Origin of the sequence: Corallococcus praedator, assembly GCF_003612125.1 — a bacterium.
Classification (GTDB): domain Bacteria; phylum Myxococcota; class Myxococcia; order Myxococcales; family Myxococcaceae; genus Corallococcus; species Corallococcus praedator.
In genome coordinates this window covers 1-4,061 of record NZ_RAWI01000593.1, presented here as the reverse complement: position 1 = coordinate 4,061, position 4,061 = coordinate 1, and the positions used below count along the sequence as shown (strand labels likewise).

Annotated in this window: 3 protein-coding genes; all 3 read right to left on the bottom strand. The window is 72.1% G+C overall.

All coding sequences use genetic code 11. The features are described from left to right. On the bottom strand, nt 1–1,579 hold a 1,579-nt coding region (locus tag D7Y13_RS39355; RefSeq protein ID WP_120630993.1), incomplete at its 3' end, for a PEGA domain-containing protein. 67 nt (nt 1,580–1,646) lie between these two features. After that, nucleotides 1,647–2,993 carry a S41 family peptidase gene (locus D7Y13_RS39350; protein WP_199732979.1) on the bottom strand — a complete coding sequence of 449 codons (1,347 nt, stop codon included), beginning with the start codon at nt 2,991–2,993 and terminating at the stop codon, nt 1,647–1,649. A 56-nt stretch (nt 2,994–3,049) separates the two neighbouring features. Beyond that, nucleotides 3,050–3,940 (bottom strand): alpha/beta fold hydrolase, encoded by an 891-nt coding sequence (locus D7Y13_RS39345; protein WP_120537750.1) that lies wholly within the window; start codon nt 3,938–3,940, stop codon nt 3,050–3,052. Between the last annotated feature and the right edge of the window lie 121 nt (nt 3,941–4,061).

The following is a 4,061-nucleotide window of genomic DNA, read 5'->3' as shown; positions in this document are numbered from 1 at the left end:
CCGGAGGGGGCGTCGCGGCGGGCGGCGTGGACGTGGCGTTCGCCTTCGCCGGGGCCGGCTCGGTGCGAACGGGCGGCGGAGGCATGGGCAGCGCCTTGTCGATGGGCTTCGCGTCGCGGGCCTGGACATCCCGCCGTGACGCAGGACTCGCGGCGGCCTGGGACGACGAACCGCTCCCCCCCTTGTAGAAGGCGAGGTAGCCGCCGGCGCCCGCGGACACGAGGCCCGCCAGCACGCCCACGTCCGCCACCAGCGCGTACGTCTTGCCGGTGCTCTTCAGGTCCTCCGCGCGGGTGCTGCCCTGGGGCGCCGTCTTGAACGCGTCCGACTTCGAGGAGGACTCCAGCCCGAAGTAGATGCCGCCCGCCAGCAGGGCGACACCGGTGGCCAGCAGCACGTAGCCCACCGTGCGGCGGCTCACGCCCCCGCCCCCGGTGAAGTGCGTCGTCGGCTTGCCACCGACGCGCGCCGCGTCCTGGGCGACCAGCCCCGTCAGGAACGACTCGGAGCCCGTGGCCATCGCGTCGCCGCGCGGCACCTGGGGCCCCACCGCGTACGCCAGGTTGTGGCCGTCCGCCACGTCCAGCCGCACGCCCGTGACGCTCAGGGGCGCGTTGCCCGGGCCGCCGCGCACCAGCAGCGCCAGCACCTGCGGCACGCCCGCGAGCGCGCCCAGCTCCTGCAGCGCCTTGTCCCGGTCCTCGCCGTCCGGCTCCTTCGCGATGCGCTGCACCAGCGCGTCCATCCGCTGCTGCACGGGCAGGCGCGTGAGCGTGAAGGACGCCTCGCCTTCGCGCGCCCTGCCCTCCAGCACCGAGTAGCCCGGCGCCACCAGCGTCACGTAGTGGTCCGCGCGCGTCAGGCCGGTCAGCTCCACCGGGGACACGCCCCGGAAGGCCCCGTCCACGAACACCTGCGCGGGCACCGGCTGCGTGCGCACCGACAGCGTGGCCTCCGCGCCGGTCAGCTGCGCCTTGCGCTCCTTCTCCACGAACGCGACCTCTTCCGGGGGGAAGAAGTTCGGGTTGAACTGGGCGCGGGGATCCACCGCCAGCACCGCGCGCATCTCCAGCTCCGCGGCCTTGTTCTCCCCGTTGGCCACCTGCGACGCGGCCTTCATCACCCGCGCGCGGCTCAGGAGCGCGAACGCGCGCGACAGGTCCGCCAGCTCATAGGCGCGCACCGCCTTGTCGAAGCTCTGGAGCGCCTTCACGGTGTCCAGTTCGTCGTAGGCCTTGGCGCCTTCCTTGAAAGCGGCGTTGCCCTCCACTGCCTTCGCCTCGCGGGCGCTCGCGCCCTGGGCATCCAGCGCGTCCGTCAGCCGCACCAGCTCCAGCCTCCCGGAGCGGGCCACGGCCTGTTCGGCCCAGTGCGACAGCTTCAGCGCCTCGCCCTCCAGCGAGGGGTCCAACGGAATGGCCACCACCGCGATGCGCGGGCCCGCGGCCGCCGGCAGCGTGCGCGGGATCAGCCGCAGGGGTACGTGTTGCTGCTGCGCCGCCGCGGGGCCCATGGCCAGCATTCCCACCAGCCAGCCACTGAGCGTCGCGTGCAGCGCGCGATTGAAAGGACGTCGCATCCGGTCTCCCTCGTTGCTGTGCGCATTACACGCACTGCCCGGCGGAACGCCAGCCTCGAAAGGGGTTTCAGCGACCCGCCGTCGTCCCCGGTCCCCGGGACGCCGTTCCCGGCGCCAACCCATGGAGGTAGTTGAGGGCCACCCGCAGCTGCGCGTCCGTGAGCTTCGCCGTCACCGCCCAGTCCTTCAGGTTCGCGGGCAGTCCGCGCGGCGCGGCCGCGACCTCCGACGTCGTCTGGGACGGCTCCGCCCGAAAGTGGCGCTGCAGGTCCTTCTCCCGGGGCGCATCCGCTCCCGCCTTGCCCGTGGAGTTCTCCGGCACGAGGAAGTCCGGGGTGATGCCCTTCTCCTGGATGCTGCGGCCCTTGGGCGTGTAGTAGCGCGCGATGGTGAGCTTCAGCCCGGAGCCATCCTCCAGCTCGATGATGGTCTGCACGCTGCCCTTGCCGAAGGTCTGCGTGCCCATGATGACCCCGCGGCCGTGGTCCTGGAGCGCACCGGCGACAATCTCCGACGCGGACGCGCTGCCCGCGTTGACCAGCACCACCACCGGATAGTCCTTCTCCGTGTCGCGGTCGCGGCTGCGCTCCTCGGAGGCGTTGCGGCCATCACGGCCGCGCGTGGACACGATGGGCAGGTTGCCCGGCAGGAAGCGGTCGCTCATCGCCACCGCCTGGTCCAACAGGCCGCCGGGGTTGTTACGCAGGTCCAGCACCAGGCCGTCCAGCTCCTTGCCGCCGTTGAGCGCGCGCAGCCGGTCCAGCTCCTTGCGCAGGGACTGGTCCGTGCGGTCCTGGAAGTTCTTCACCTTCACGTGACCGATGCCGTCGTAGAGCGCGCCCTCCACCGACACGATGCGGATGTGGTCGCGCAGGATGGCCAGCTCCTGGGGCGCGTTGAAGCCCGCGCGCATCAGCGTGAGCAGCACGCGGCCCCCGGCGGGCCCGCGCATCTTCTGGAGCGCGCGGCCCAGGTCCATGCCCTGGGTGCTCTCACCGTCGATGGCCAGCAGCTCGTCGCCGGCCTTGATGCCCGCACGGGCCGCGGGCGTGTCGTCGATGGGGGCCACCACCACCAGCCGGTCGCCCTTGCGCGCGATTTCGATGCCCAGCCCGCCGAACTCGCCCGACGTGTCGATCTTCATCTCCCGGAACACCTCCGGGGGCATGAAGACGGTGTGCGGATCCAACGTGTCGAGCATCCCCTGGATGGCGCCGTGGACCAGCGTCTTGCGGTCCACCGACTCCACGTAGTTGTTCTCCACGTAGGAGAGCACCCGCGCGAACAGCTCCAGCTGCCGGTACGCCGTCTCGTCCCTGGCCGCCGCGTCCGCGGGCTCCCTCGCGAACGCGGGAGCGCCCCACAGGAGGAGCGCGGCCAGACCCAGGCGCCACGGCGGGAGGAGACCTGTCACGGGAGCGCGTCCTTTGTGGCGGGGAGGAAGGGGCCTTATCGCCAGGGCCCCGGAGTCTACACCCGGTCCACCGAACGATTCCCGCCTGACAGCCCTGCCCGGTCCGCGAAGCCCACCAGGTGGGACACGAACGCGTCCGGCCGCTCCATCTGCGGCACGTGGCCGAAGCCCTCCACCACGTGGACCTCCGCCTGACGCGGCAGGTGCTGCCGGTACCAGGTGAGGATCTCCGGGGGCAGGAGCCGCTCGCTGCCGCCCCACAGGAAGAGCACCGGCATCTTCAAGTCCCGCACCGCCTGGGGCGCGATGCTGGCCTGCGTGGCGATGGCGTCCGCCGCGAGCGCCTGCACCGTGGGGTTCGAGTAGAACTTGCGCATCTCCGACGCGAGCAACATCGCGGCCCACGGCGGACGGTGGAACAGCCGCCGCGTGAGTTCGCGCGCGTCCTCGTTCGACTTCACCTCGAACACGCTCAGGAGCGCCGTCAGGGCCTGGGGCGTCAGCTCCGCGCCCGCGGGGGCCACCAGCGCCAGCGCCTTCACCCACTCCGGATGCTCGGCCGCCAGGTTGACGGCCATGGCCCCGCCCAGCGAATTGCCCACCACGAGCGCGGGTTCCTTCACCACCTGCTCGCAGTAGGCGGTGAGCACGTCGAACTGGCTCTTCACGCAGGTGGGCCCGCCGCAGTACGCCCCGGAGAAGCCGTGCCCCGGCAGGTCCGGCGCGAGCACGCGCGAGAAGCGGCGCGCCAGCCCGAAGAACGTCCGCCCGAAGCCGTTGGCCGAACCGCCCAGCCCGTGCACCAGCAGCACCGGCGGCCCCTTGCCCTGCCCCTGGAGCGCGTAGTGGTGGACCGCCTGGCCCGCGACGTTCACCGTCTCCGACTGGACGCCACGCGCCACCAGCACCCGGCGCATCGCCTTCTGCATCCCCACCATCAGGTCCACGTGCGAGCCTCCTTCTCCTCCTACAGCCGTGAGGCCCCTTTTAACGCCTCTGTTCTTCCGGCGCAGCGCGTCAGAGCAGACACAGTCAGGGCGTGGGGGCCACGGGGGCAAGCCAGGGGGC